The following is a 26,171-nucleotide window of genomic DNA, read 5'->3' as shown; positions in this document are numbered from 1 at the left end:
AACTAACCCATTCAATCCAAAAGATGCTGAATCAAGTTCAGCATGACGCGTGGTGCTTAACTACAACCGCTAAATACATACCCGTAGCGTCATTCCGCACTTGATGCGGAATCTCATTCTCAAGTGGGTTAAAGGTGGTTCAAAAGTAGTTTAGATAGTTTAAAGGTTGTTTAACTCGAAGCCTCATATAAGAGAAAAGCGAAGCACGTCAATCTCCTTTTCTGTCGACATTTCGATACATTTTTCTCTATCGAGAAAAACACTCAATGTGACAGAAAAACTCTACACCTTATACTCTACACCCTAAACTAAACAAGCATTTACATTCTACTATCGACTTGAGTTTTGAGCCGGAGCCCTTCAGAAATCCATGTTTAATGGTGTTCAGCGTGCGCGTCCGCGGCCTATAGCCGTTGGGCCCTGGGAAGGCAAGCCGATGATCATCCATGTTCCCGCCACGTAAATAACATAAAGAAAGATAAAAAAGTTGGTAGGCGGGAAAACATTATTTCTGATTGATTTTTTGGTTCGTTTTTGATCAAGCAAAAATGAACAAGAAAGATTAATGTTTGTAGCTTTTAATATCTCCTCCAAGTGACTGAAAACCCAACACGCTACACCCTAAACCTCACTATTTTTTCAAGTTAAAATTGATTTATAATCTTGCTGAATTCAAGTGTATTTTACTATAAAATCATCAAAAAATGATGTAAAATTACGCCATTTTTAGTCTCAAAACAGACCCAAAATGAGATATATTTGCAACAAAATTTGCACTATTAGAGGTTGGAAATAGATGAATTTCACCAAATTTCAGTTCATCTGCATGATATTTTATTTCATCTAGATGATGAAAACACTTTATGCGCATGATGTAACAACTTTATGCGGATGAAATTTGCAAAAGATGCGGATGAAAGCGACTGAAAATGCGGATGTTTTTAGCAAAAAAATAGCCTGAAACAAAATTTCAGGCTATTCGATATATGTCTTTTATACGTTGTTTTAAGTCACAACACCCCTTCGATAAGAGTTAATTTCAGCTTTACAAAAATGATTTTGCACTCCATTTTCATGGTCAAAAATTGAGAAGATTTTCACAGACGAAATAATTCCCATAGAATTAATTTCCTCCTGGAATTTTAATACGTTTTCAGGTGCTTCAAGAGTAAACTTAAAAAGTAAGTTTAGGAGAGAGATAAATAAAATCTCAACAAAGGATATAACATCCCATGCTGGAGAAGAATTTCGATTTAATACATAACTAAGTTCCATTATCTTAATTAACTAATTGCTACACCACTAATTTACGCCTTTAACATTAAATCTACTAAGCGAAACCAATGAGTTTACTCGTCGTTTTTCCTAGTTATTGATTTTCAATGATTTAATTTGGGTTTAGAAGAAAAAGAGATGCTGAATCAAGTTCAGCATGACAGGTGATGCTTAAATACAACCGCCAAATCCAAGCCCGAAGCGTCATTCCGCACTTGATGCGGAATCTCTTAAAACTAACCCATTCATTCCAAAAGATGCTGAATCAAGTTCAGCATGACAGGCGATGCTTAAATACAACCGCTAAATCTAAACCCGAAGCGTCATTCCGCACTTGATGCGGAATCTCATATTCAAGTGGTTTAAAGGTTGTTTAAAAGTAGTTTAATATTGTTCAATTGGCCTAAAATTTAAGGTCGTAAAGCCTCTTGTCAGACTGAGTGATTTTGTGCAACAAAATTGTATTGAAGACTTAGAAAAGAGAATAAAGAAAAGAATTGAAAAGTACACTAACCTCCTTTCTGTCGACATTTCGATACAAATTTTTCTAAGGAAAAATTCACTCAATGTGACAGATAAACTCTACACCTTATACTCTACACCCTTAACCAAACATACCCGAAGTGTCATTCCGCACTTGATGCGGAATCTCTTAAAACTAACCCATTCATTTCAAAAGATGCTGAATCAAGTTCAGCATGACAGGTGCTAGAATAAAAACTTTAAATACATAAATCAGAAAAACTCTACACCCTACACGAACTACTGACTACTGTCTACCACCTACTAACTACTGATTACCACCTACTAAACAAAAAAAACCCTGACGAAATAATCCATCAGGGAATCTAAAATCTAAATTGAATATAATTTAGTCCTCAAGTAGATCAATCTGATCTTTAATAGCTTCTTTAATCTCTTCTGCTAAATCCTGATTTCCATCTTCGTCTTCTGGGCTGATCTCAATCAAACCATCTCCGTTGCCATCTACAGCTGTAGATAAATCTACACTAGAGTCTAAGTTAAATACTGCGTTTAAATCAAAATTTATTACCACTGAATTATGATCATGCGAAATAATAGAATTCTCATCACCTGCCTCAAATTCAAGCTCAATCTCCTCTTCGAAGTCATGCCAAAATACGAAAGGTGTACCATTGATACTTCCTTCCATCATCATACTCTTGTTATGCATCAAGCTCTCGGTATCTATACTCTTATCGAATTCAAACTCAATCTCTTCTAACCTTCCATTAGGCAGCTCCAAATTCACAAACTCCATAGGTGTACCAGAAAGCAAGTCCATCTCAAAAGGTCCTTCTAACTCTACATCGTCGTCGCTATCGTAGAAATTATCATCATCTATAATGTCATCAAATTCTAACTCAATCTCGGTGAAATTAACCTTGAAACTACTTAGCTCTAAACTTCCGTTTCTACTGGTTTTGTCGGCAACTCCTGGCTGATAAGTCGCCATAGCAGCTATGCTCAATCTACCTTGGTCGGGACTAAGACTGTCGCTTGTGTCGTCATCTGAACAAGAAACCAATAATCCCAAAACGCCAAAGGCTAGGAAAGATGTTTTTAATTTTTGCGTGATCTTCATGCTTTATTTTTTTTGATTATGCCTTAATAACGCAGCTAATCTTGGAAATCATATAAAAACTTTATTAATCATTTGGTAAAATTTTTAATCAAGATGTTAAAAGTGATTAAACTTTAGACTTAGTTTATTTTAAATACAAACAATTAATAGATTATCAACCTTATTTTATAAACCTAAAAAACTTAAGTTAAATTTTGTAACTTTCAAGTTGATCTATAAACCAAAAATTGATTGGATTTACACTCAACAATTCGAAAAACTGGTCAACCAATTTATTGCCTTAAACTACCTCATGAATATTATAAATAATTCTAGGATTAAATATCTGAGAGCTAACAGAAGCATAGAAATCATCAGTTTTAAAAATACTGATGCGCTGATGTATGTGTATAATTATCAGGGGCAACACTTTCGTGTATTTGACAATATATTAGATTTAGTTCAATTCTTTGAATTCGGCAAAGAATCTCAATATTCTTTTGAAAATGATTTAGAATTGGATAAATTCATCAAAACTTATAAATTTTCTGAATAACTATGATTCCACATTATAGAGTTGTTTGTGCGATTATTCACCAACAAGACAAGATTTTAGCTGTTCAACGAAGTGAGAACATGAAGCTACCGCTTAAGTGGGAGTTTCCAGGCGGAAAGATTGAGCCGAATGAATCTGAGCAGCAATGTATTCAACGTGAAATTAAAGAAGAATTGGATATCGATATCGAGGTGCTACAGCGACTCAACCCTGTATTGCATGATTATCCTGACTTTAGTATTGAGTTGATTCCCTACACTGCCAAATATGTTGGAGGAGAATTAAAGCTTAAAGAACACGCACAGCATCGCCTACTCGATAAACACGAATTACAAGAACTCGACTGGGCCGAGGCAGATGTGCCGATAGTTAATGAATTCATTACTTTATGAAAAATGGCATTTATGAAGAGTTAATTACTCAAATAGTTTCTCAAAAGATTGAGGAACTAGGGAAAAAGGACTTTTATATTAATAAAACTTCGATTGACAAAGCTGAGGCTTCAAAACTTCTGTCTCAACATCTACACAACACTATCAAAAGGGCTTTTGATTTGTTGAAGAAAAAGAATTTAATTGAACAGCAAATTGCTATAGCTAATAAAATAATTACTTTATTAAAGGATGAGATTGAAAGTGAGAACTTTGAAGATGACTTAGTAGTCGTAGAGGGAGAAATCCTGAATGCAGTCTTCTCAAAAGCTGATAGTCATTTTGTAAACTTTGATTTAAAGCTAAAGGAGATTATGCCATCGACACGTCTAACGCATAGTGAATTATTCACTGGTGGTAATGTCGGTATCTCACTTGAAAGTGAATTAAAGAAAGAAATTTTATCAGCTGACAGAGTTGACTTACTAGTTTCTTTTATAAAATGGAAAGCCATTGTGATTCTACGAGAAGCTTTTAAGGAATTTACTTCTCGAGGTGGCAAATTACGTGTTATTACTACCACTTATATGGGCGCAACAGATGCAAAAGCCATCGAAGAACTAAACAAACTTCCAAATACTGAAATAAAAATTTCTTACAACAATTCAAACGAGCGCTTACACGCTAAGGCTTATTTGTTTTATAGAAATTCCGGTTTTCATACAGGTTACATTGGTTCATCGAACTTTTCGAGATCTGCTCTTACAGATGGACTGGAATGGAATGTAAAAGTTACGACCAAAGAAATTCCACATATAATTGATAAGTTTAAAAAGACATTTGAGAGTTATTGGAATGATGCGGAGTTTGAATTATATGATTCTAGCAAATTTGATGATTTAGGAAAATCCCTTTTGCAAAGTAAATTTGGAAAATCAACCCAAGAGATTGTCAATTTCTTTGATTTAAAACCCTACCATTATCAATCAGAAATTCTAGAAAAACTAAAAATCGAACGAGAGGTTCATAATTCGTGGAGAAACCTAGTTGTCGCTGCTACAGGAACTGGTAAAACCATGATCTCAGCCTTTGATTTTAAAAATTATAGACAAAATAATCCTACAGCAAAGTTTTTATTTATTGCTCATCGGATTGAAATTTTACGACAATCATTACATACATTCAGAAATGTATTGAAAGATCAAAATTTCGGTGAACTTTTCGGAGATGGGTATATGCCAACTCAGAAAAATGCAATTTTCGCAACTATTCAAACGCTAACAAATCAATTAGAATCATTCTCCAGTCCAAATTATTACGATTACATTATTCTAGACGAGGTACACCATTCATCTGCAAAAACCTACCAAAAAGTAATTGATTACTTTCAACCAAAGATTTTGCTTGGATTAACAGCTACTCCAGAAAGAATGGATGGGAAAGATATTCTAAAAGATTTCAATTATAGAACGGCAGCTGAAATTCGCCTTCCGGATGCTCTTAATCATAAAATCTTGTGTCCTTTTCAATACTTTGGAATTTCAGATTCAATTGATTATTCAAAAATAAAATGGAATAACGGGAGATATGACACACAAGAGTTAACCAAAGTTTTAACTGCAAATGATATAAGAGTAGGAAACATAATTGACAATTTAAATAAATACACCAAAGACATAAGAGAAGTTAAAGCCATAGGGTTCTGCGCCAGTATAGAACATGCTAAATTCATGAAGAAAAAGTTTGAGAAGAATGGTTTAAAAGCGGAATATCTTACTTCTGAAAATAGTCAAGATCGAATGGATATCATTCATAACTTTAAAGCTGGCGAGATAAACTATTTGTTTGTTGTTGATATATTTAATGAAGGAATAGATATTCCTGAAATTGATACAGTTTTATTTTTACGACCAACTGAAAGTTTGACTATTTTTCTTCAACAACTTGGGCGTGGCTTAAGATTACAGGAAGGAAAAGATGTGCTTACAGTTTTGGATTTTGTTGGTCATGCTCGCAAAGAATATGATTATGAAAATAAATTTAGAGCACTTATTGGAAAAACGAACACCACGGTTAAGCACGAAATTGAAAAAGACTTCCCTCACCTTCCATTAGGTAGTTCAATTGTATTAGAAAAACAAGCTAAAGAACATATTCTTAACAATATTCGTCAAGCGACTGATATGAATAAGAGAAGGTTAATAAGATTAATGAATAACTTTACTAACCACACAACATTGGCTTTAACACTAGAAAACTTTTTAAAAATTTATAATCTTGAACTAAAGCATATTTATAAAAATCACACTTTCACCTTCTTAAAAAGCGAAGCTTTTGCTTTAAAGTTTGAACAAATAAACTTCGATAGATACAAATCCATGATTAGCAAAAAATGGATGGTAACAGAGTCTATCAGTTATTTCAAGTTTATTCTTAATTTAATTGAGGAAGAGTTTGATTTAAATAAACTTCCTAAAAAATCAGAAAACAATTTAATGGTCTTAATGCTTTATTACGACTTTTATCAAGATGTTGTTCCTGGCTTAACTTTAATCGATGGAATTAAACAGATTGGAGAAAACAAAGAAATGGTAGCTGAAATGCAATCTTTTCTAAATGTCAAGATAAATCAAATTGGATATGAAGAGATTCCATTCACAGAGGTAAGCGATTCTTTTCCATTAAAGATACACTCTCGTTATACTAGAGATCAAATACTTGTAGCAATAGGTTTATCTACAATTACAAAGCTAAGCACAAATCGAGAGGGTGTTGCTTTAAACAGGGAGCAGAATATTGAAGCTTTATTTATAAACTTAAAGAAATCAGAAGAGGATTTTTCTCCCACAACAATGTATGATGATTATGCCATCAATGAAACTTTATTCCATTGGCAATCCCAAAATAAGACATCACCAAATAGCTCCGTTGGACTTTCTTATATAAACCAGGAAACAAATGGTAAAACAATACTTTTATTTATTCGTGAAAGTAAAAAGGATGCTGATGGCTTTACTCAGGGATATGTATTTATTGGTCCTGCTAAGTATATAGAACATGAAGGTTCCAAACCAATGAGTATAAAATGGGAATTGAAAGAACCTATGCCACATTATCTTTGGAACGATGCTGCGAAATTAGTTGCAGGATAAGAATTCTTAACAGTTATAAATAATACAAACATAACCTGGACTAATATTACATTGTTAGCTCAGGTTATTTTTATTAAAGGAAAACAAAACTTTTCACGCTAGTTTGCAACAATTACCTCAGCGATAGAATTGGAGTTCACATCGAGCCTTATACTAAAGTCTTCGACATGAAGGAATTATTGGTCAATGCTAAAAAGGTCTTGCCGTGAGACATTAACAACAGAAAACCTCCTTCTCTGGTAGGATGAAGATTTTAAATTTTGATAGTTTGTTAGTTCTCCATTTTATTATTCAAATCCTAAGCTTGGTTTCACTAAATCCGTGTAAAATCTTTAGCTTTGGAGGTACTTAATCAGCTTAGCGCCCAGAATTAAAACCAATAAAAATGAAAAAAATTCACTTTACCAACATGACTAATTATTATTGGTTGGCGATATTGATACTTGCTTTGGCGCTAATTATATTGGCTACTTTTGAGATGATTCCTTTAGAAAACCCGAAGTATTATATCTACATGCGTGCGTTCGGTTTTGTACTCATTATGCTTTTCTGGGTAAAAGACATTGTTTTCAAGAATTATGTCCGCTGGAATAACAAAGCCATTTATATTAGGCTCAACAACTGGAAAGGGAAAAATTTTAAATTCGATAAAATTCTGTCTTGGGAGCAAACGGAGGAGGAATTACGAATTAACAATTTAGGAGGAAAAAGTATAGCTTTTGATCTTAAAGACTTCAGAAAACAAGATCAAGAGAAGTTAAATGATATTTTGACCCGGCATGCCACAAGGTGATGAATCAAGTTCAGCACGACGTGTGCCTGATTATAACCGCTAAACCTAAACCCGGAGCGTCATTCCGCACTTGATGCGGAATCTTTTTTAACTAATCCATTCATTACGCTAGATGCTGAATCAAGTTCAGAATGACATGTGGCTGACACCCTACACCCTACACCAATCACTCTCCACCAAAAACCAACATTTTTTTCCGTATTTTCGTGGTCCAAATAACAAATTGCTCATGAAAATTAAATACAAAAATCGTCGCCTTCTATCTTACCTCGTGTTTGGTGTACTTTGGTTGGTGATGGGAACTTTGTCAATGATCTACCAACCCACAGGCTGGTTTAGATATGGTTTTTTTGTATTTGGATTGATGTATCTGGGACAATTTGCATTTTTTAAAACGAAACAATACCTAAGTATTGAAAATGGTGTTCTAACCAAGAATAGCTTCTTTCCTAAATCTATTGAATTAGATAAAGTTCGTCAGTTAAAGAAGCACGCAGGTAATTATACGTTAAAGACAGAAGACAAAAAACTCATTATCAATTCTCATATTATTGAAGAAGAATCTTTAAAGGAATTAAATCAAGTTTTAGATAATTTAGGGCTAAGAGAAGTCTAAAAGCAAACTGAAATTTCTGCTAATTAAATTCTACTCAAATTGAGTATATTTGAAGGTATAATCTAAATTCACCTAATGCACATCTCCGATTTTCTGCAATTTCTTATCCCCTTTACAACAGAAGAACTAGAAGATGTAGTTTCTTATTTTGAAGAAGAGAAGGTTAAGAAAAACACCCTATTAATCCATCAAGGTGACATTAGCAACAAGCTTTATTTTTTATCAGAAGGGATTGGCAGAAGTTATTACCTGAAAGAAGATGGCAAAGAAGTTACCCAGTGGTTTTTTAATGACGGGAGATTTATGGCGAGTTTAGATAGTTTCTTTCAACAAACGCCAAGTCTCTATTTTCTTGAAACCTTAGAAGATTGTAAGATTTATTCCATCACCAAGCCAGATTTGGATATGCTGTTTGCTAAGTATCACAAAATGGAACAATTGGGGCGCTTGGTTTCGATTGAAATGTTAACGAAAGTAGTAGATAAGTTAAACGCCATTCAATTTCAAACGGCTAGAGAACGCTATGATTATATGTTGGCCGAATTCCCTGATATTGTACATCAAGTAGCTTTAGGGCATATTGCCTCCTACCTTGGGATGTCTCAAGAAACACTTAGTAGAATAAGAAAAGGATAATTTTTCGTATTTTTTAGTCGATTTTGATTTAAGTCAAAGGAATGCATTTAACATTTCACGACCTTTGTATCAGATTTAAAACTAAAAAAATGCGATTGAATATAAAGTTATTACATTTTTTCATGGCTTTAGGCTTTGGGATGCTGACTTCAGTCAGTAGTGCTCAACAGCTAGATCCTGCGTTACAAGAACTTATATCTAAAGGCGTTGAGAAGAGTCAAACAATTAACATCAAGAAAATTGAAGCCGATCAAGCGAGAATCGATCAAAGATTGGCTAAATCTGTATTCCTACCCAAAGTTACACTTACAGGTAGTTATACACGTTTAGACGATGACATCACTTTTGATGATGATACCCAGAATTTATTGATTTCAACGCAAAAGCTTTTGATCAAAGAAGCCATTGGGATTCCGTTTAATTCTCCATTGCCAGAAGGTGTTCCATTGCAGCCGGTTCCTGCACTACAGGAAAAAGATATTTTCAAAACAGCTGTGGATGTTGATTGGGTTTTATTCAGTGGATTGGAGGCTAGCAACGCGATTAAAGCAAGTGAACACAAAGCAGAGTCGCTTACTTATTTAGGTTTGGCTGAAAAAGATAAGGTCGCATTAAAAATTATTGAAGCTTATGATAAATTAGCTTTGGTGTACGCTTCTGAACATGTCCTAAAAACCACCGAGGAATATCTAGAAGAGCAATCTTTCTATGTTAAAAAAGCCATTGAAAATGGTTTAGCTACGCCCATCAGTCGCAAAAAAGTGGAATTAGCTCAACAACAATTAGAGGGAAAAAAATTAGAGTTCAGCCAGAATAAAACTTTATTAATAGAGCTTTTGCACCAACTTACCGGCGAAGACAAAGCTAAGTTAGCGATGTTAGAACCTAAGTTAGAAGATTTTGGAGCTGTGACTTCAGCAGAACAAGTTAAGAGAAATGAAATCAAAGCTTTAGAAGAAGCCGAAAAAGCTACTTTCTACAAAGCTAAAATGGAGAAAAGTAACTTTATCCCAAAGGTTGCTATGAAAGGTCATTATGAATTTATTGAGGATGATTTATCTTTATTAGATCCAAAATGGTATGTAGGTCTTGGCGTACAGTGGAATATTTTTGATGGAAATCAATCTAGATTAAAAGCAGAAAAGACTTCTCTAGAGAGCCTTAAGTACCAAGAGCAAATGCAAGAGGCTGAAGAAATGATTGCGCTAAGTATTGTTCAGGCGGAGTTAAATTATGAGTCGACGCTACAAAACACCAAAATCATTGAAAAAGAAATTGAGCTGGCAGAAGAGACTTATGATATGACCAACAAACAATATCGTAATGATTTAGCCACCATCAACGATGTATTGGATACGCTAACGGATTTAGAAAAAGCTAAATTCAAAATGCAAGAATCATTGTTTAACCAAAGAAGAGCCGTAACAGCCTTGTTACACGCCAAAGGAATCTTAAACTATTAATTTAATCTAAGCTTAAAAACATTCAAGAAAATGAAATTCATTCAAAATATATCTTTTTTAATCGTGTTGAGCATCGCCTTAGGTGCTTGTAAAAGTGAACCAAAAATAACACAACACAGAGGGAAAGTTAAATTCGAAACCTTATCGATCAGCAGTAAATTAGCAGGTCGCGTGGCGCACATTTATGTAGAAGAAGGTCAGGATGTGAAAAAAGGTGACACCCTTGCTTTTATTGATATTCCAGAAGTATCTGCTAAGATTATGCAAGCCGAAGGAGCTATCACATCTGCAAGAGGTCAGTTAGATATGGCTGCTAACGGTGCTACGGTGGATCAATTAAACCAAATCAACGAGCAGTATAACTCGAGTGTGGCGCAATTAGAATTTGCAGAAGAATCTTATAAGAGAATGTCTAATATGTTGAAAGACTCTTTAATCAGTCAACAACAATTCGACGAAGTGAAAATGAAGCGTGATATGGCGAAAGCTCAAGTGGAAGCCATTGGAGCAAAACGTCAGGAGATTAGAAAAGGTGCTAGATCTGAGCAGTTGACACAAGCTAAAGGTCAGCTAGACCGAGCTAAAGGTGCTAAAGAAGAAGCTTTAACCGCCGAGAGTGAGAAATATATTATTGCGCCTGCGGATATGTCGATTGAAACCATCAGCTTAAAAGAAGGTGAATTGCTAACGCCAGGATATGCCCTATTTAATGGTTATATCACAAATTCATTATTCTTTAGATTTACCATTCCAGAGTCGGAAATTTATAATTTCAAAAAAGGTGATGAAATAATCGTGGTTAATCCTTACACCAAAGATGAAATTAAGGCAGAGATTAAAACCATCAACCAGTTGGCTCAATATGCTGATATTACGAGTACATCGCCAATATATCATTTAGATGAATCTATTTATGAATTAAAGATTGAGCCTAAGTCTAATGTAGGTGAAACTCCATTTTATTTGAATTCAACGGTAATTCTTAAGGACTAAGTCATGAAAAAATTCTTGAAATTAGTTCAGATAGAATTCAAGCGCATCTTTTCTAATGATGTGTTGCTCGCCATATTTTTTGGTGCGCCTATCTTGTATGGATTTTTATTTGGATATGTTTACCAGCAAGCCAAAGTAGTTGACTTACCCATTCTGATTATCGATCAAGACCAAAGCCCGATGACCGATAAAATTATTGATGCTTTCCAGGACAATGAAACTTTGTGGGTGACCGATGTTCGTTCTACGGCAGGAAACTTAGTAGACGAAATGCCTTTTCAGGAATATACAGCTGTGATTACTTTCCCAAGTGATTTTGAAGCTAAAGCCTTACAAAAGAGACGACCAGAAGTTCGTGTGGATTTGAATATGGTCAATATTTTAAATGCTAATACTGCGAGTAAAAGTATTCAAGAGGTTTTAATGACCATGAACGCAGGTATCGAAATCGAAGGCTTAAAAAAGCAAGGAATGCATCCTGATCAAGCGATGACGTCTTATGAAAGTTTTAAAATTAACTTTAATAAACTCTACAACTCCACAGGAAACTATGTAACATTTATGTTGCCAGGTCTGTTAGGTGGGATTATGCAACAGATTATTTTCTTGGCGATGGCATTGGTTTTCTCGAGAGATTTTGAAGATGGATATTTCAAGACTTTGGTAGGGCAAACCAACTCATCTTTGTATTTGATTATCGTTAAAGCTATTCCATTCTTACTTATGCTTCCTATCCTTTGGTTAGGTGTAAGTTTATTCTTCAATTACTTCCAAATCGATGGTGATATTTACAATCAACCGATGTTTGTATTGGTAGCGCTTCTCACTTTGGCAAGTATGTTCATTGGAATGTTATTTTCGATCGCCATACCAAGTCAGTTGAAGGCAACCGAATTATTGATGGTGATTTCTACACCCGCCTTTATCTTGAGTGGATTTACATGGCCGAGTATTGCCTTCCCTCCTTTAATTACAAAACTAGCGCAGTTTATTCCATTGACTCAGTTCTTAGAAGGATTTAGAAAAGTGGCTTTCTATGGCGGAGACATGTCCTCTATTAGCAAAGAAGTCAATATGTTAGTCATTATTTGCGTGGTTTGTTTTGTTTTAATGCTGTTGTTATTACAACTTAAAATCTATTTAACCCGAAAGAAGCTTAAGAAACAACAAGCGCAATAATTATTTAAAATTATTCAGAAGCGTTTTTAAGATTAATTATGCAAATCCTTGCGTTTAGCGTAAATTCATAGCATAAAACTTAATCTTGAAAACGCTTTTTTTATGCAGTTACGTTCCCTCTCCTACTTTATCGTCTTCATCATTTTAGTTTCATGTTTGAGTTCTTGTAAACTATCACGCTTTGTCTATCACAATTTTGCTGACATAAATGATCACAAAATATTTCCTGCACGCGTTATAGCCAAAGGAGAAACTAGTTTTATGTTTCCTTATGCCGATCTAGAAAGAAAGCCAAAAAGCATTAAGATTGACAACAAATCCTATGATTTTGAAAGCTTTTTGAGAGAGCATAAAAGCGTAGCTTTTGTGATGATAGAAAATGACAGCATTGTCTTTGAACGATATTTTAATAAATATAATGATGAATCGATTGTGCCGAGTTTTTCCATGGCCAAGTCGATTACATCAATTTTAATTGGAATCGCTATAGACGAAGGTTTAATTCAATCGGTTGATGAACCCATTACGAATTACATTCCCGAATTAAAGAAAAATGGATTTGAAAAAGTTAAGATTGAGCATTTACTTCAAATGACTTCTGGATTAGATTTTAATGAAGGTTATTTTAATCCTTTTGGCGAGGTGGCGACTTTTTATTACGGTACTAACTTGAGAAAATCCATTGCTAAGCTAAAATTAAAAAGAGAACCCGGTCTCGAAATGGAGTACGTGAGTGGCAACACTCAACTTCTAGGCTTGGTGTTAGAAAGAGCTCTAAAAGGAAGAACAGTTTCATCTTATTTAGAAGAAAAACTATGGCAACCATTAGAGATGGAATTTGATGCTAGCTGGAGTATAGACCGTAGAAAAGATGGTTTAGAAAAAACCTTTTGCTGTGTAAATGCTAGCGCAAGAGATTATGCTAAAATCGGAAGACTCTTTCTCCACCAAGGAAACTGGAATGGAAAACAAATCGTATCCAAATCTTGGGTAGAACAATCCACCAAAATAGATTCTACACAAGGAAGTTCCAAAAACTATCAATATCAATGGTGGTTACCCACGGAAAATGGTGACTATATGGCCAAAGGGATTTTAGGTCAATATATTTATGTGCACCCTACAAAAGACCTCATCATTGTAAGATTAGGAAAAGACAAAGACGATCAAGATTGGGAAACTATTTTATCTAAAATTGGCGAAGCTTGGTAGGTTAATTTTTGTTGTTCAAAGATTTGAAGCCTATCAATATAAAGGCTTATATTTAACTAATTAAACCTGTATGAAATACGAAACCTTACATGCTGTTATCTCTGAGCTAGAGGAGTTTGAGAAGCATAAAAGTGACTCCCAAATTTCTTTAGACTCCTTTAGAAGATGGTTGAATGAGCGCTTTTATCAGCAGGAATCTCCTTTGAATTTAATGGAGAAAGTTGAAGTTGATTCACCTTTAGGTCTTAACTATGAAATCGTTAAGCAGTTGATGCTCTTGAATCGTTATAATAAAATCATCATCAAAAAAGGAATGGAGAAATATCCAGAATTGGTGAATGAAGACTTTACTTATTTATATCGTTTATTGGATTATGAGTCTTTGACTAAAATTCAACTGATTGAGAAGAATGCCCATGAAAAGCAAAGCGGCTTAGAGGTTATTAAACGTTTAATTAAATACGGCTTAGTAACAGAGTTCCCTGATCCAAATGATGGAAGAAGCAAACGCATCATGGTGACCGAAAAAGGGAAAGAATTGTTTAAAGAAACGACACAGGAAGTTAATCTTATTTCTAATATCATCACTGCAAGATTGAGCATAGAAGAAAAAGAAATGCTTTTCAAGATTGTTAAAAAGATGAATGTCCTACAACACAATATTTATTTAAAATATAGAGAAGACGATATCTCTATGATTGAAAACTTTATTTCGGGGTCTAATCATAAAGATTAATTTTAAGACGTCCACATTTTATATAGCTTAAAATTACCTAATTTTGTTAGTCATTTTTTAAATTACATTATTTAGATAAGGATTGGCAGTGGCATAAGTCTTGCAGCCTTAAGATAGAACTAAAAAGAAATATATTATGAAAAAATCATTTAAAATAGATGGAATGACGTGTGAAGGCTGTGTACAAAAAGTACAAGATACCTTTTCAGAAATAGAAGGCGTTCAAACAGTAAAAGTAAGTTTGAAAGATGCAACAGCTGATATTGAAGCAAACAACGATATTACGATGCAACAATTACAAGATGCTATTGACGCCAAAGGTGGAAACTACGAAGTAAGTGAAGGCTAGTTTTTAGCTTAACAATTATATTACGAGAATCGCCTGTGTGAACTAAATTGACATAGGCGATTTTTTATTAGATTTAACTTAAGTCAAACTCGAAGACTATAACATTAAAGTATGCTCTTATCCTTTTATTCAATAGGATTTGATTATCTTTAGTACAGATATTGATAGATTATACATATGTCACAAAATACTTATTATATACAGGGAATGACCTGCGATGGTTGTGTGAAAAGCGTTCAGGAGGAGCTATCTAAACTGAAGGGAGTTGACCATGTTGAGGTTGATTTAGATACGCAGACTGCTGTTTTAAATTCGGAGCAAGAAATTCCATTTGAACAAGTGGAAAAGCAACTTGCGTCTACCGATTACGACGTATTCAAGACTTTAGAAGAAGCACAAACCTATACCTACTACATTCAGGGGATGACTTGCGCTGGATGTGGAGAAACTGTGACAGATAGTTTAAAATCTGTGGATGGTGTAGATAAAGTAACAGTTGATCTGAATCAACAGACTGCTGTTATTAGAACTAACAAGTACATTCCATTTTTCAGACTTAAAAAAGCCTTATCGAGCACACATTATACTTTGCATAAATCCAAAGAAGATTTAGAAAAAGCTGAATCTGGCGAGCCTGTAATAGATGAAAGCAAAGTGCAAGAATGGTACTGCCCAATGATGTGTGAGGGCGACAAAACCTATCCAGAAAATGTGGGCTGTCCAGTTTGTGGAATGGATTTAGTTCCTGTGCAAAGCGCCGATTCTAGCGGTGATGACAGTACCTACAAGAAGTTATTAAATAAACTTTGGTGGTCGATAGCATTCACCTTGCCGATTTTCATTATCGCCATGAGTGAAATGATTCCTAACAATCCATTGTTTGATATACTAGATCAAAAATATTGGAATTGGGTTCAATTTGCATTGTCCATACCTGTTGTGTTCTATTTCTGTTGGATGTTTTTTGAAAGGGCCTACAACAGTATCAAAACTTGGAATCTAAACATGTTTACCTTGATTGGTATTGGTGCTGGAATGGCTTGGATATTTAGTACGATCGCGATTATTTTTCCAGATTTGATGCCAGATGAGTTCAAAACCCATGGCAGTGTTCACGTTTATTTTGAAGCTGCTACGGTGATTCTGACCTTGGTGCTGCTTGGGCAAGTGCTAGAAGCCAGAGCGCATGGAAAGACACAATCAGCAATTCAAGATTTATTAAAATTAGCCCCGAATGAAGCTACTAAGGTGGTGGACGGTCAAGAGGTAGTAGTATCTATCAATGAAATTGAGGTAGGTGATACACTGCGCGTAAAACCAGGTGAGAAAGTTCCGGTAGATGGTGTAATAATAGAAGGAAGCAGTTCTGTAGACGAATCTATGATTACCGGAGAACCTATTCCTGTGGACAAGCAAGTTGAAGATCAAGTCTCTTCGGGAACCATCAATGGTAATCAGAGCTTCTTGATGAAAGCCGAAAAAGTGGGTACAGATACTTTGCTATCTCAAATTATTGAAATGGTGAATGGAGCGACAAGAAGTAGAGCTCCGATTCAAAATTTGGCGGATAAGATTTCTGCTTATTTTGTACCCATTGTGGTTGCAGTATCGGTAATTACTTTTATAGTTTGGGCTATTTTTGGTCCTGGAATAGAGTATGCGTTTATTAATGCCATTGCTGTTCTTATTATTGCCTGCCCTTGTGCGCTTGGTTTGGCCACGCCTATGAGTGTTATGGTAGGAATTGGAAAAGGAGCACAAAATGGCGTATTGGTGAGAAATGCAGAAGCTATTGAAATTTTAGATAAAGTAGATACGCTCATCATCGACAAAACGGGAACCATTACTGAGGGTAAACCATCGGTAGAGCGAATTATTAATTTCGATCCCGAAATGGAGCATGATTATTTAACGAGCATGATTGCCTCATTGAATCAACAGAGTGAACATCCATTAGCTTCAGCCACGGTTAAATATGCCAAGGAAAAGAAAATTGAATTAAAACCAGCCACAAATTTCGATGCCATCACTGGAAAAGGTGTAATTGGTAAAGTAAACCAAGTGAACGTGATTTTGGGTAATGAGGCCTTATTAAAAGATCATTCAGTGGTAATTCCAACTGATTTAAGAAAGCAGGCAACGCATTACCAGTCAGAAGGAAAGACCGTGTCTTATGTTGCCTTAGATCAGCAAATAGCCGGAATTATGGTGATTGCTGATAAGATTAAAAAGACCAGTGTTGAGGCCATAAAATCACTTCAAGATAAAGGGATTGAAGTTATCATGATGACAGGCGATAATGAGAAAACAGCACAGGCAGTGGCTTCTCAAACAGGTCTTAGTAAATTTAAAGCGAGTATGCTACCTCAAGATAAATTGAGTGAAGTTGAAAAATTACAAGCACAAGGTAAAATCGTTGCAATGGCCGGCGATGGGATTAACGATGCTCCAGCTTTGGCTCAATCCAATGTTGGAATTGCTATGGGTACCGGAACAGACGTTGCCATTAATTCTTCGGAAATCACTTTAGTGAAAGGAGATTTAAAGGGAATCGTAAAAGCTAAAAAGTTAAGTCATTCAGTGATGAAGAATATTAAACAAAACTTATTCTTTGCTTTAATTTATAACACCTTGGGCGTTCCTGTTGCAGCCGGAATTTTATATCCATTCTTTGGATTATTGTTATCTCCAATGATTGCTGCCTTGATCATGAGCTTTAGTTCGGTGAGTGTGATTGCGAATGCATTGAGGTTGCGAGGACTTTCCTTAGATTAAAAATATATTTTACATTTTTAAACCTCTCTTTCTTCAACTAATAAATTCTTAATATGTTTTTATGGTATGCACTTTCATGATTTATATAGTACAAATATATTATTCATAGTATAAAAATATTATTCATGGATAACAATTACAAAGGAAAAATTCCTAAAGCATCTGATGTAGGTTCTGTTGCCGGAAATCTAATTAGATCTGCCTTGATTGCGGGAATTAGTGGGCCTGGTGCGCCTATTACTTACGCAATTTCATTTGGATTAGGGACAGCTATGGCCTCGGGTACAACATATTTATTGAATTAAATTTATTTATATGCAATTATTTAAAAACATCCTCATCACTTTATTGAATGTTGCCTTGCAGTCAGGACTGTTTTATGGAATACTTTATTTGATTACGGGAGACGGAGAAACACATGGAGATTGCACAATTATATTTTCTTTAATGAGTGGAACTTTTTGCACTTTGATGACGGTTGTGACAGGAATTTTACCACTCAGAGGAATTAACAAAAATGATAATCCTTCTTCATAGTTATATAAAAATAAAAAGACCAGCTCACAGGCTGGTCTTTCAATTTCAATAAGAGATTAATTCTTAATATCTTCTACGATCGTTATTATCATTTCTTCTAAAACCGCCGCCTCCGCCGCGATTGTTATCTCTTCTTTCTCTTGGTTCTGCTTGTTTTACAACAATAGTAAAACCATCTAGTTCAGTACCGTCTAATTGAGCGATTGCTTCTTTAGCTTCCTCGTCATTTGCCATTTCAACGAAACCAAAACATTTTGAACGTCCGGATTCTCTATCCATAATGACCTTAGATGAAGTTACTTCACCATAGTTTTCAAAAGCTTCTTTTAAGCCGTAATCGTCTGTTTCTCTGTTGAGTTTTGTTACAAAAATATTCATATAAAAATTTAAAATAATATGAAATGAAACATAGCAAATTCTGTTCTGACTACTATTTCATTCCTTATGCGAATCTATAACAACTTATTGAATTAGAATAATTTATTTTTAAATTCGACTAAATTATTTTTAAAGTTTTATAATTTTTAAATATAAATTTTTAAAAAGCCTTAATCCATAGGAGGTTCAGACGTTTAGAGAATAAATCTATGTTTGTGTTAAACTTTATGTGAAGGAAACTATTCTACAGATTTATTGCCAATTCTTAAACTTTTAAGTTGATAAACTGTTTTATTTTCTAAAATAACCTTAGTTGAGATTCTTGACTTTCAGCCACCAAATCAATATCATAGTTGGGAAAAGAGAAATATTCCAAATCTTTACCCTCCAAAAACAAGTGTTCATCTTCAGGTTTTAATATGATGGGCATTCGTTTTTTAATATTATGAATATCACTCATCAATTCATTCGCCTCGGTGGTGAGCATCGTAAAAGTAGATAGAGAGCTTCCATCTACTGGGCTTTGCCATTCAGAGAACAAACCAGCAAAAGCAAATAATTCATCCTTCCCTACTCCAATTTCAAATTTCTCCTTGTTTTTTCCCTTGGTGTCATGCCATTTCCATTCATAGAAACCATTGGCAATAATCAAACATCTTTGGGAAGTATAATCCTTAAATGATTTTTTATCGTGGATGCTTTCAATTCTTGCATTCAGCGTAAACTTCTTAATATCATCATCTTCACTCCATGCCGGAATCAATCCCCAATTCCAATGTTTAATAAGTTCTGGTTCATCATTACAAATAATGGGCATTTTCGGAAAATCAAAGGCATTAAAATGCGAAGTAGGATGAAACAGTTCTATATTTTCAATACTTGCATTAAAGCGCTTTTGCACTTCGGTTGCTTTCTTGGTCTGTTTCGTGTGATAACACATGTAAGATTAAATTTTAACTTTCTGGTTCTACGTCCTTCATCACAGGCTGCTCTTTTGCCTTACCATGATATGGACGAATAATAAGTCTAACACTTTTGTTGTAGGAGAAATATTGCGTCACCCAATTCACGAGTGCTACCATTTTATTTCTGAATCCTACCAAAGAAACCAAGTGAACAAAAATCCAAATCATCCAAGCAAACCATCCGCTAAAGCTATATTTCCCTAAATCTGCTACAGCTTTATTTCTACCAATTGTTGCCATAGCTCCTTTGTCTGAATACTTAAATTCTTTCATGGGTTTTGAACGCGAAAGATTGTTTAAGTTTTTTGCTAGTCGCAAACCTTGTTGAATCGCTGGCTGTGCCACCATAGGGTGACCATGAGGATATTCCTCTGAAACCATACAAGCCACATCGCCAATCGCAAAAATATGTTCAAAGCCCTCAACTTGATTAAATTGATTTACTTTTAATCTATTGTCTACTATCGCATCCTTGGGAAAACCGTAAATTAAATCTCCTTTTACACCCGCTGCCCAAATCAGGGTATTGGCATATAAATCTTTGACATTGGTATCCACAAACTGACCATCGTAGTTGAGAACTCTTGTATTCAACCAAAGGTGAACATCCATATCGCGCAGATATTTCTCAGCTTTTGCAGAAGCTTTATCAGAAAAGCCAGGTAATAATCGATCGCCAGATTGCACTAAGTGAACATTCATGATTCTGATATCTAAATCTGGATAATCATTATGCAAAACATGATTTTTCAACTCCCCTAAAGCACCGGCTAACTCTACACCAGTAGGTCCACCACCTACAATCACAAAGTTCATCAACTCCTTCCTCTCCTTTAAATCATCGGTTAGTAAGGCCTTTTCTAAATTCTGCAAAATCAATGAACGTAAATCCAAAGCTTCTGGAATCGTTTTCATTGACATAGCATTGCGCTCAATTTCCTCATTACCATAGAAATTGGTCGTTGAACCCGTAGCAACAATTAATTTATCAAAGCTAAGATCGCCGATATTAGTATGAATGGTATTTTTAGCCGTATCTATAGTTTCAACATCAGCAATTCGAAAGTGGAAGTTTTTCTCATTTTTGAATAATGTTCGAATCGCATGTGCAATGGAATCAGGTTCTAAACCGGCCGTAGCAACTTGGTATAGCAAAGGCTGAAAAGTGTGGTAATTGTTTTTATCAATTAACACCACTTGATTATCCTTTTTATTGAGATAACGCGCCAATTTTAAACCACCAAAACCAGCTCCGATGATTACAATTCGTGTTAAACTACTATCTGGTATATTCATTTCTTTGAAATCTTAAACAAAAATAAGCTAAATCATTTGGCTTATATAATTTGAGGTCAATAATTAGGTATTAAAGCTATAAATAACTTATTTCCATTCTTTTAAGCCACTTTTCTAGCAAAAAAATTAGCAATTATATGAGATTGTTAATTATAGCAAAAAAACCCAATAGTTTTCAACATTCTGTTAATAAGCATCACTTTAACGCTTTATGGTGATAAAAACAATCGAAATCCTAAAAATATTTACATATATTTATCACATAGTTAGTTTATTAGTTTTAAATAGTTAGTTAGTTTATGATAACAAAAATTCAAAATGTTTTGAATAGTTTATCGCAGGGTGAGACTGAGCATGAAGCTTTTATGATGCTAGGCCTGATATTTAGCTTTTTGTTTTTTATCATTGTTGGTTTAGCCGTAGGTCAAACCATGGCGTTAATTCTTTAATCAGAAGTTTAACCTCTAAATTTTATAACCGGAATTGTTGATACAGTTCCGGTTTTTGTTTTAAATATTTCGTATTTTCAATTTTTATTTAAAATCATATGAAAAATCGTGTTTTAAGCTTAGGTTTATTGGCCGCACTTATGGCTTGTAACCCTACGCAAGTAGCAGAAAATCAGCAACAAGAAATGACAGAAGCAACAGAAACAAATGTCGAAACCAGCAATCCTTTGCTAAAAGCAAGTACGTTGCCTTATGGTGCACCAGATTTTACTCAAATTAAAGATGAGCATTATCTTCCAGCTATGAAAGAAGCTATGCGCCTACAAATGGAAAGAGTTAACAAAATTGCATCTAGCAAAGAAGCACCTACGTTTGACAATACCATTTTAGCTCTAGAGAAGTCAGGAAAAGAACGAGATCAGGTTGGTAGCGTTTTCTATGCTATGACAAGCGCGCACACCAATGATGAGATAAAGAAAACTCAAGAAATTCTTTCTCCTTTAATGGCTCAACATTCAGATGAAATCTATTTGAATACAGCTTTATTCAACAGAGTGAAAGCTATTCATGATCAATTAGATCAACTGAACTTAGACCATGAAAGCAAAAAATTAACCGAGGAGTATTATAAGTCTTTTATTCAGGCAGGTGCAAATTTAACAGACGCTCAGAAGGCAGAACTTAAAAACATCAACTCTGAGATTGCAACTTTACAAACTCAGTTTAACCAAACTCTTCTAAAAGCTAATAACGATGCTATAATTGAAGTTAAGGACAAAGCTATGTTAGAAGGCCTTTCGGAGTCTGAAATGAAAGCGCTAGAAAATGCAGACGGTAGTGGTTGGACGATTAAAATTCAAAATACGACCCAACAACCATTAATGGCTTCGTTGAAGAATAGAAAATTAAGAGAAAAAATATTCAGTGCTTCTTGGAATCGTGCTAATGGAGGATATTTCGATACCAATGCAACGATTGTTAAGATTGCACAATTAAGAGCAGAGAAAGCTGAATTATTAGGTTTCAAAAATTTCGCAGAGTGGAGCTTGGTGAATACCATGGCACAAAATACAGATGCAGTAAATGATTTCTTCGCAGGAATGATTCCAGCCGTAAGAAAGAAAGGTGCTGAAGAGGCTGCGGATATTCAAGCTATGATGAAGCAAGACGGAATCGAAGGTGAACTTAAACCTTGGGATTGGAGCTACTACGCAGAAAAAGTTAGAAAAGCTAAATATGACTTAGACGAAAGTCAACTTAAACCATATTTCTTATTAGATAAAGTTTTAGAAGACGGTGTTTTCTATTCGGCAACTAAATTATATGGTATTACTTTTAAGAAAAGAACAGATATTCCTACGTATCATCCAGATGTGGTAGTTTATGAAGTTTTTGAAGAAGACGGAACTCCATTAGCTTTATTCTACGGAGATTTCTTTGCAAGAGAAAGCAAACGTGGTGGAGCTTGGATGAGCAACTTTGTAGGACAATCTAAATTATACGATACCAAGCCAGTTATTTACAATGTATGTAACTACCAAAAACCAGCGGCAGGAGAGCCAGCTTTATTAACATTTGATAATGTTATTACCATGTTCCATGAGTTTGGACATGCATTGCATGGTTTATTTGCAGATCAAATGTATCCAACACTTTCTGGTACTTCGGTAGCAAGAGACTTTGTTGAATTCCCTTCTCAGGCAAATGAGCATTGGGCACTGCATCCAGAAGTTTTGAAAAACTATGCTAAACATTATAAAACAGGCGAAGTAATTCCACAAGAGTTGATTACAAAAATTAAAAATGCAGCTACCTTCAACCAAGGATTCAGCATGACAGAAGTAATGAGTGCAGCGGATTTAGATTTCAATTGGCATTCTATGAGTTTAGCTGAAGCAAACCAAGTTGTTGACCCTAATAAATTCGAAAAGAAAGTATTGATGGAAGACAAATTATGGGATGAAAATGTTCCACCAAGATATCGTTCATCTTATTTTTCACACATATTTGGAGGTGGATATGGTGCTGGATATTATTCATATTTATGGACTGAAATGTTAGCTTTAGATACAGGGAATTGGTTTGATGAAAATGGAGGTTTAAAGCGTGAATTAGGTCAGAGATATAGAGATATGATTTTATCTCAAGGAAATACGCAGGAGTACAAAGAAATGTATAAAGCGTTTAGAGGAAGTGATCCAAAACCAGATGCCATGATTAAGGCGCGTGGTTTGAATTAATTTTCTGAACCCTAAAACAATTTTAAACAAAACCTTTTCGATGAATTTCGGAAAGGTTTTTGTTTTTATAGGTATCTTTATACAACTATGAGACTATTATTATTACTTTCAGCATTTCTGATAACTTCTTGCAGCCTACAGACTTCTCCTCTATTGAGTCAGAATATGAATTCTTTTGAGAATCAAGAATATCAGTTAACCGGAAATGAAAATCCTTTAAAAGTTCGTGTTACAGCCGTATTACTTCAACGCGAAGATGGCTCGGGGAATTATTCTAAAAGCCGCCCTAATGAGTTCGGAATATTCCAAACCTATTGGCAAAATGCTTTAAATAATTTTCAAGATTTAAAAAAGCCAAGCGATTTAGAAGGTTGTTATGATGGATTAGACTTTTGGCCTAAAGCTATGCTAGTATTCGAGGATAAAATTATAGAAGTTAAAAACACTTATGCTTGGAACCATCGAAACACGGGTTCTATTTATGAGAAAAATATTTTAAAAGGTTTCTCTCCCAACGAGCGATGGTATATGAAGTCGGTGGATGATTCATTGACCATAACAGAAAAAGACCAACCTAGTATTCATGTATATTTCACGAATGATGGAGACACTTATGATGAATACATGAGAACCAATGGTGCTAACCAAATAAAGAATCATGGTATTGCTGCTGGACAGTTTCCTACGCCGTCTAATTTAAAAAGATCTTCTCAGATTCATTATCCAGGCGTTTATCCTAAATATTTTTATATGAAAAATAGAGCTCCACAAGAATTTGGGAAATCATGGGATAAGGAAATTAAAGATTGGTATTTGATTGGTGATCCTAAAGGATTAACACATGAGTTAGGACATAATTTTGGACTTGGCCATGCTAATAAATACCACGGAGCTAACAAATGCAAATGGACTATTATGTCCCAAAAGCATTCAGATCCAAGAAACTATCTACAGCCGACCGAGATTCAGAAAATGCATTCAAATCTCTCTAAAACGAACATGATGCAGTTTGTAACCGAAGACTCACACTATGGTACAACCCAAGTGTTGAATAAAGATCAAACTTGGATTCAATTAAGAAGATATTATAATGACTTTGTTTTGCAAAATGGATTAAGCTTACGCATTGCGAATAAAATCATCATGCCTACGAATGCTAAAATTACATTGAATCCAGGCGCTAGAATTATATTTGAAGAAGGAGGAGAAATCGTTTATTTAGACGGAACAGAATTCAATGGCTATGAGTTAAAAGCTGATGCTAAAATCATTCGATAAGAATTAAAATTAAAGCATAAAAAAATGTCACTCTGAAAATTCGGAGTGACATTTTTAATTTTATAAAAACTTAAATTATAATGGTGTATAATCCATGTTTAAAGCTTCAGCTTGCTTCTTATAAACACCGTTCACTAATTTATCGTGAATTGCATCGAATGCATCTAAAGTCTCCTCAATTTCAGCATCTGTGTGTGCTGCAGTAGGAATTAAACGTAATAAAATCATTCCTTTTGGAATTACAGGATAAACCACAATCGATGTAAAGATTCCGTAGTTTTCACGAAGATCTTTAACCATAATAGTTCCCTCTAAAACCTCACCTGGCAAGAATACTGGAGTAACACAAGTGTTGGTATCACCTAAGTTAAATCCTCTTTCTTTAAGTCCAGTTTGAAGTTTATTTACATTTTCCCAAAGTTTAGCTTTAATCTCTGGACGAGTTCTCAATAATTCAAGACGCTTTAAACCTCCGATTACCATTGGCATCGTTAGAGATTTAGCGAAGATCTGAGAACGCATGTTGTATTTCAAGAAACGAATATACTCATTATCAGCTGCTACGAAAGCACCGAAACCAGCCATTGATTTAGCAAAAGTAGAGAAATAAACATCGATTTTATCTTGAACTCCTTGTGCCTCACCTGCACCAGCACCTGTTTCACCTAAAGTACCAAAACCGTGTGCATCGTCTACTAATAAAGTAAAGTCATACTGCTCTTTGAATGCAGCAATTTCTTTTAATTTACCTTGTTGTCCACGCATTCCGAAAACACCTTCGGTAATAACTAAAATACCTCCTCCGTTTTCTTTAGCGATTCGATCAGCACGTTTCATCATTTTAGCGAAACTCTCGATATCATTGTGTTGGAACGTAAAACGTTTACCCATGTGTAATCTTACACCATCCACAATACAAGCGTGGCTATCGATGTCATATACAATAACATCATCTTTACCTGCCAAAGCATCGATAATAGAAACCATACCTTGGTAACCGAAGTTTAATAAGTAAGCGTTTTCTTTACCAACAAATTCAGCTAAGTTTTTTTCAAGCTCTTTGTGTTTATCAGTCTCACCAGACATAGCTCTTGCACCCATTGGGTAGAACATACCATACTCAGCAGCTGCCTCAGCATCAGCTTTCTTAACTTCTGGGTGATTACATAATCCTAAATAGTCATTAGCACTCCAAAAGATAACATCCTTACCTTGGAATTTCATTCTAGGACCGATTGGACCTTCTAATTCTGGGAAAACAAAATAACCTTCACCATAATCAGCGAATTGTCCCAAAGGACCAGGCTGTTTTTTTATTCTTTCTTTTATATTCATTC

The 26,171-nt window shown here is 34.8% G+C and carries 24 protein-coding genes; 18 read left to right on the top strand and 6 right to left on the bottom strand.

Going from position 1 to position 26,171, the window contains the following annotated elements:
* Positions 1–1,005: 1,005 nt before the first annotated feature.
* Together NLM59_RS08235 and NLM59_RS08230 are read right to left on the bottom strand one after the other, a co-directional pair.
* A complete protein-coding gene (locus tag NLM59_RS08235; RefSeq protein ID WP_304417293.1) occupies positions 1,006–1,275 on the bottom strand; it encodes a hypothetical protein in 270 nt (89 codons plus the stop codon).
* 871 nt (positions 1,276–2,146) lie between these two features.
* Positions 2,147–2,881, bottom strand: coding sequence for a hypothetical protein (locus NLM59_RS08230; RefSeq protein ID WP_304417292.1), 735 nt, complete (start codon positions 2,879–2,881; stop codon positions 2,147–2,149).
* Between the two features lie 292 nt (positions 2,882–3,173).
* Between NLM59_RS08230 and NLM59_RS08225 the strand changes: the two genes are divergently transcribed.
* The 15 genes from NLM59_RS08225 to NLM59_RS08155 all read left to right on the top strand — a co-directional run bounded on the left by NLM59_RS08225 (position 3,174) and on the right by NLM59_RS08155 (position 18,228).
* Positions 3,174–3,416 (top strand): hypothetical protein, encoded by a 243-nt coding sequence (locus tag NLM59_RS08225; protein WP_304417291.1) that lies wholly within the window; start codon positions 3,174–3,176, stop codon positions 3,414–3,416.
* Between the two features lie 2 nt (positions 3,417–3,418).
* Positions 3,419–3,808 (top strand): (deoxy)nucleoside triphosphate pyrophosphohydrolase, encoded by a 390-nt coding sequence (locus tag NLM59_RS08220; RefSeq protein WP_304417290.1) that lies wholly within the window; start codon positions 3,419–3,421, stop codon positions 3,806–3,808.
* A complete protein-coding gene (locus tag NLM59_RS08215; RefSeq protein WP_304417289.1) occupies positions 3,805–6,939 on the top strand; it encodes a DUF3427 domain-containing protein in 3,135 nt (1,044 codons plus the stop codon). Before NLM59_RS08220 ends, NLM59_RS08215 begins: the two co-directional genes overlap by 4 nt.
* A 385-nt stretch (positions 6,940–7,324) precedes the next feature.
* Positions 7,325–7,732, top strand: coding sequence for a hypothetical protein (locus tag NLM59_RS08210; protein ID WP_304417288.1), 408 nt, complete (start codon positions 7,325–7,327; stop codon positions 7,730–7,732).
* A gap of 229 nt (positions 7,733–7,961) precedes the next feature.
* Positions 7,962–8,348 (top strand): hypothetical protein, encoded by a 387-nt coding sequence (locus tag NLM59_RS08205; RefSeq protein ID WP_304417287.1) that lies wholly within the window; start codon positions 7,962–7,964, stop codon positions 8,346–8,348.
* Positions 8,349–8,423: 75 nt separating this feature from the next.
* Positions 8,424–8,984 carry a Crp/Fnr family transcriptional regulator gene (locus NLM59_RS08200; protein ID WP_304417286.1) on the top strand — a complete coding sequence of 187 codons (561 nt, stop codon included), beginning with the start codon at positions 8,424–8,426 and terminating at the stop codon, positions 8,982–8,984.
* An 89-nt stretch (positions 8,985–9,073) separates the two neighbouring features.
* A complete protein-coding gene (locus tag NLM59_RS08195) occupies positions 9,074–10,447 on the top strand; it encodes a TolC family protein (protein ID WP_304417285.1) in 1,374 nt (457 codons plus the stop codon).
* Between the two features lie 30 nt (positions 10,448–10,477).
* Positions 10,478–11,440: an HlyD family secretion protein gene (locus NLM59_RS08190; RefSeq protein WP_304417284.1), complete on the top strand. Its 963-nt coding sequence runs from the start codon at positions 10,478–10,480 to the stop codon at positions 11,438–11,440.
* A 3-nt stretch (positions 11,441–11,443) separates the two neighbouring features.
* Positions 11,444–12,619, top strand: coding sequence for an ABC transporter permease (locus NLM59_RS08185; RefSeq protein WP_304417283.1), 1,176 nt, complete (start codon positions 11,444–11,446; stop codon positions 12,617–12,619).
* Positions 12,620–12,721: 102 nt separating this feature from the next.
* The gene (locus NLM59_RS08180) at positions 12,722–13,831 is read left to right on the top strand and encodes a serine hydrolase domain-containing protein (protein WP_304417282.1); all 1,110 of its coding nucleotides are present in this window, start codon (positions 12,722–12,724) and stop codon (positions 13,829–13,831) included.
* A gap of 70 nt (positions 13,832–13,901) precedes the next feature.
* Complete coding sequence (locus NLM59_RS08175; RefSeq protein ID WP_304417281.1) at positions 13,902–14,567, top strand: MarR family winged helix-turn-helix transcriptional regulator; 666 nt, start codon at positions 13,902–13,904, stop codon at positions 14,565–14,567.
* Positions 14,568–14,703: 136 nt separating this feature from the next.
* A complete protein-coding gene (locus tag NLM59_RS08170) occupies positions 14,704–14,916 on the top strand; it encodes a heavy-metal-associated domain-containing protein (protein ID WP_304417280.1) in 213 nt (70 codons plus the stop codon).
* A 177-nt stretch (positions 14,917–15,093) separates the two neighbouring features.
* Positions 15,094–17,691 (top strand): heavy metal translocating P-type ATPase, encoded by a 2,598-nt coding sequence (locus NLM59_RS08165; RefSeq protein ID WP_304417279.1) that lies wholly within the window; start codon positions 15,094–15,096, stop codon positions 17,689–17,691.
* Between the two features lie 125 nt (positions 17,692–17,816).
* Complete coding sequence (locus NLM59_RS08160; RefSeq protein WP_304417278.1) at positions 17,817–17,996, top strand: hypothetical protein; 180 nt, start codon at positions 17,817–17,819, stop codon at positions 17,994–17,996.
* Between the two features lie 10 nt (positions 17,997–18,006).
* Positions 18,007–18,228, top strand: a complete 222-nt coding sequence (locus tag NLM59_RS08155) for a hypothetical protein (RefSeq protein ID WP_304417277.1) — start codon at positions 18,007–18,009, stop codon at positions 18,226–18,228.
* Positions 18,229–18,291: 63 nt separating this feature from the next.
* On the opposite strand, the gene NLM59_RS08150 is transcribed toward NLM59_RS08155, so the two are convergent.
* The 3 genes from NLM59_RS08150 to NLM59_RS08140 all read right to left on the bottom strand — a co-directional run bounded on the left by NLM59_RS08150 (position 18,292) and on the right by NLM59_RS08140 (position 20,867).
* The gene (locus tag NLM59_RS08150; protein WP_304417276.1) at positions 18,292–18,606 is read right to left on the bottom strand and encodes an RNA recognition motif domain-containing protein; all 315 of its coding nucleotides are present in this window, start codon (positions 18,604–18,606) and stop codon (positions 18,292–18,294) included.
* A gap of 298 nt (positions 18,607–18,904) precedes the next feature.
* Positions 18,905–19,546 (bottom strand): SOS response-associated peptidase, encoded by a 642-nt coding sequence (locus NLM59_RS08145; RefSeq protein ID WP_304417275.1) that lies wholly within the window; start codon positions 19,544–19,546, stop codon positions 18,905–18,907.
* 13 nt (positions 19,547–19,559) lie between these two features.
* Positions 19,560–20,867 carry an NAD(P)/FAD-dependent oxidoreductase gene (locus NLM59_RS08140; protein WP_304417274.1) on the bottom strand — a complete coding sequence of 436 codons (1,308 nt, stop codon included), beginning with the start codon at positions 20,865–20,867 and terminating at the stop codon, positions 19,560–19,562.
* Positions 20,868–21,166: 299 nt separating this feature from the next.
* On the opposite strand from NLM59_RS08140, the gene NLM59_RS08135 reads away from it, so the two are divergent.
* The 3 genes from NLM59_RS08135 (at position 21,167) to NLM59_RS08125 (ending at position 24,834) form a co-directional block, all read left to right on the top strand.
* Positions 21,167–21,316: a hypothetical protein gene (locus NLM59_RS08135; RefSeq protein WP_304417273.1), complete on the top strand. Its 150-nt coding sequence runs from the start codon at positions 21,167–21,169 to the stop codon at positions 21,314–21,316.
* Positions 21,317–21,414: 98 nt separating this feature from the next.
* Positions 21,415–23,556, top strand: a complete 2,142-nt coding sequence (locus NLM59_RS08130) for a M3 family metallopeptidase (RefSeq protein WP_304417272.1) — start codon at positions 21,415–21,417, stop codon at positions 23,554–23,556.
* A gap of 87 nt (positions 23,557–23,643) precedes the next feature.
* Complete coding sequence (locus NLM59_RS08125) at positions 23,644–24,834, top strand: hypothetical protein (RefSeq protein ID WP_304417271.1); 1,191 nt, start codon at positions 23,644–23,646, stop codon at positions 24,832–24,834.
* A gap of 75 nt (positions 24,835–24,909) precedes the next feature.
* Here NLM59_RS08125 and NLM59_RS08120 read toward each other — a convergent pair whose 3' ends face one another.
* On the bottom strand, positions 24,910–26,169 hold the full coding sequence (locus NLM59_RS08120; protein ID WP_304417270.1) for an aminotransferase class I/II-fold pyridoxal phosphate-dependent enzyme: 1,260 nt from the start codon (positions 26,167–26,169) through the stop codon (positions 24,910–24,912).
* Positions 26,170–26,171: the final 2 nt, after the last annotated feature.

The organism is Profundicola chukchiensis (genome assembly GCF_029664245.1).
GTDB classification, from domain to species: Bacteria; Bacteroidota; Bacteroidia; order Flavobacteriales; family Weeksellaceae; genus Profundicola; species Profundicola chukchiensis.
This window is presented reverse-complemented; position numbering and strand designations above follow the sequence as displayed.

Excerpts from the sequence above, each read along its gene's own strand:
- NLM59_RS08235 (WP_304417293.1), bottom strand. The coding sequence starts at position 1,275 with ATGGAACTTAGTTATGTATTAAATCGAAATTCTTCTCCAGCATGGGAT.
- NLM59_RS08230 (WP_304417292.1), bottom strand. The coding sequence starts at position 2,881 with ATGAAGATCACGCAAAAATTAAAAACATCTTTCCTAGCCTTTGGCGTT.
- NLM59_RS08225 (WP_304417291.1), top strand. The coding sequence starts at position 3,174 with ATGAATATTATAAATAATTCTAGGATTAAATATCTGAGAGCTAACAGA.
- NLM59_RS08220 (WP_304417290.1), top strand. The coding sequence starts at position 3,419 with ATGATTCCACATTATAGAGTTGTTTGTGCGATTATTCACCAACAAGAC.
- NLM59_RS08215 (WP_304417289.1), top strand. The coding sequence starts at position 3,805 with ATGAAAAATGGCATTTATGAAGAGTTAATTACTCAAATAGTTTCTCAA.
- NLM59_RS08210 (WP_304417288.1), top strand. The coding sequence starts at position 7,325 with ATGAAAAAAATTCACTTTACCAACATGACTAATTATTATTGGTTGGCG.
- NLM59_RS08205 (WP_304417287.1), top strand. The coding sequence starts at position 7,962 with ATGAAAATTAAATACAAAAATCGTCGCCTTCTATCTTACCTCGTGTTT.
- NLM59_RS08200 (WP_304417286.1), top strand. The coding sequence starts at position 8,424 with ATGCACATCTCCGATTTTCTGCAATTTCTTATCCCCTTTACAACAGAA.
- NLM59_RS08195 (WP_304417285.1), top strand. The coding sequence starts at position 9,074 with ATGCGATTGAATATAAAGTTATTACATTTTTTCATGGCTTTAGGCTTT.
- NLM59_RS08190 (WP_304417284.1), top strand. The coding sequence starts at position 10,478 with ATGAAATTCATTCAAAATATATCTTTTTTAATCGTGTTGAGCATCGCC.
- NLM59_RS08185 (WP_304417283.1), top strand. The coding sequence starts at position 11,444 with ATGAAAAAATTCTTGAAATTAGTTCAGATAGAATTCAAGCGCATCTTT.
- NLM59_RS08180 (WP_304417282.1), top strand. The coding sequence starts at position 12,722 with ATGCAGTTACGTTCCCTCTCCTACTTTATCGTCTTCATCATTTTAGTT.
- NLM59_RS08175 (WP_304417281.1), top strand. The coding sequence starts at position 13,902 with ATGAAATACGAAACCTTACATGCTGTTATCTCTGAGCTAGAGGAGTTT.
- NLM59_RS08170 (WP_304417280.1), top strand. The coding sequence starts at position 14,704 with ATGAAAAAATCATTTAAAATAGATGGAATGACGTGTGAAGGCTGTGTA.
- NLM59_RS08165 (WP_304417279.1), top strand. The coding sequence starts at position 15,094 with ATGTCACAAAATACTTATTATATACAGGGAATGACCTGCGATGGTTGT.
- NLM59_RS08160 (WP_304417278.1), top strand. The coding sequence starts at position 17,817 with ATGGATAACAATTACAAAGGAAAAATTCCTAAAGCATCTGATGTAGGT.
- NLM59_RS08155 (WP_304417277.1), top strand. The coding sequence starts at position 18,007 with ATGCAATTATTTAAAAACATCCTCATCACTTTATTGAATGTTGCCTTG.
- NLM59_RS08150 (WP_304417276.1), bottom strand. The coding sequence starts at position 18,606 with ATGAATATTTTTGTAACAAAACTCAACAGAGAAACAGACGATTACGGC.
- NLM59_RS08145 (WP_304417275.1), bottom strand. The coding sequence starts at position 19,546 with ATGTGTTATCACACGAAACAGACCAAGAAAGCAACCGAAGTGCAAAAG.
- NLM59_RS08140 (WP_304417274.1), bottom strand. The coding sequence starts at position 20,867 with ATGAATATACCAGATAGTAGTTTAACACGAATTGTAATCATCGGAGCT.
- NLM59_RS08135 (WP_304417273.1), top strand. The coding sequence starts at position 21,167 with ATGATAACAAAAATTCAAAATGTTTTGAATAGTTTATCGCAGGGTGAG.
- NLM59_RS08130 (WP_304417272.1), top strand. The coding sequence starts at position 21,415 with ATGAAAAATCGTGTTTTAAGCTTAGGTTTATTGGCCGCACTTATGGCT.
- NLM59_RS08125 (WP_304417271.1), top strand. The coding sequence starts at position 23,644 with ATGAGACTATTATTATTACTTTCAGCATTTCTGATAACTTCTTGCAGC.
- NLM59_RS08120 (WP_304417270.1), bottom strand. The coding sequence starts at position 26,169 with ATGAATATAAAAGAAAGAATAAAAAAACAGCCTGGTCCTTTGGGACAA.